This is a genomic window from Streptomyces sp. NPDC019890 (genome assembly GCF_044903445.1).
Classification (GTDB): domain Bacteria; phylum Actinomycetota; class Actinomycetes; order Streptomycetales; family Streptomycetaceae; genus Streptomyces.
On record NZ_JBJDQK010000090.1, the window covers coordinates 1 to 1,583 of the forward strand.

Below are 1,583 nucleotides of genomic sequence, written 5' to 3' on the forward strand. Positions count from 1 at the left end.
AGCCTGGCCAACCTGCTCAAGGAAGAACGGCGGTTCGCACCGCCGGCCGAGCTGGCCGCGCACGCCAACGTGACGGCGGAGGCGTACGAGCAGGCCGAGGCGGACAGGCTTGGCTTCTGGGCCGAGCAGGCGAGGCGGCTGACCTGGGCCACCGAACCGACCGAGACCCTTGACTGGACCAACCCGCCGTTCGCGAAGTGGTTCGCCGACGGCACGCTGAACATCGCCTACAACTGCGTCGACCGCCATGTCGAGGCCGGCAACGGCGACCGCATCGCCATCCACTTCGAGGGAGAGCCCGGCGACAGCCGCGCCATCACCTACACCGAGCTCAAGGACGAGGTCTCACGCGCCGCCAACGCCCTGACCGAACTCGGAGTCCAGGCCGGCGACCGGGTCGCCGTCTACATGCCGATGATCCCCGAGGCCGTCGTCGCGATGCTGGCCTGCGCCCGCATCGGCGCCGCACACTCCGTCGTCTTCGGCGGCTTCTCCGCCGAAGCCCTCGCCACCCGCATCGAGGACGCCGACGCCAAGGTCGTCATCACCGCCGACGGCGGCTACCGGCGCGGCAGGGCCACCGCCCTCAAGCCCGCCGTCGACGACGCCATCGAGCGCGTCGACCGGATCGAACACGTCCTGGTGGTACGCCGTACCGGGCAGGACATCGCCTTCACCGAGGGCCGCGACGTGTGGTGGCACGAGATCACCGCCCGCCAGTCCGCCGAGCACACCCCCCAGGCCTTCGACGCCGAACACCCGCTGTTCATCCTCTACACCTCGGGTACGACCGGGAAGCCGAAGGGCATCCTGCACACCTCCGGCGGCTACCTCACCCAGGCGGCCTACACCCACCACGCCGTCTTCGACCTCAAACCGGAGACCGACGTCTACTGGTGCACCGCCGACATCGGCTGGGTGACCGGCCACTCCTACATCGTCTACGGCCCCCTCGCCAACGGCGCCACCCAGGTCATGTACGAGGGCACCCCCGACACCCCGCACCAGGGCCGCTTCTGGGAGATCGTCCAGAAGTACGGCGTCACCATCCTCTACACCGCGCCCACCGCCATCCGCACCTTCATGAAGTGGGGCGACGACATCCCCGCCAAGTTCGACCTGTCCTCGCTGCGCGTCCTCGGCTCGGTCGGCGAGCCGATCAACCCCGAGGCATGGATCTGGTACCGCGAGCACATCGGCGCGGGCCACACGCCGATCGTCGACACCTGGTGGCAGACCGAGACCGGCGCGATGATGATCAGCCCCCTGCCCGGCGTCACCGAGACCAAACCCGGCTCCGCCCAGCGCGCCCTTCCCGGCATCTCCGCCACCGTCGTCGACGACGACGCGAACGAGGTCCCGAACGGGCACGGTGGGTACCTGGTGCTCACCGAGCCGTGGCCGTCGATGCTGCGCACGATCTGGGGGGACGACCAGCGCTTCATCGAGACGTACTGGTCGCGCTTCGAGGGGAAGTACTTCGCGGGCGACGGCGCCAAGAAGGACGACGACGGCGACATCTGGCTGCTCGGCCGCGTCGACGACGTCATGCTCGTCTCCGGCCACAACATCTCCACCACCGA

The 1,583-nt window shown here is 69.2% G+C and carries 1 protein-coding gene; it reads left to right on the plus strand.

The window, feature by feature from the left end:
• On the plus strand, window positions 1–1,583 hold a 1,583-nt coding region (gene acs, locus ACI2LP_RS34410), incomplete at both ends, for an acetate--CoA ligase (protein WP_404728468.1).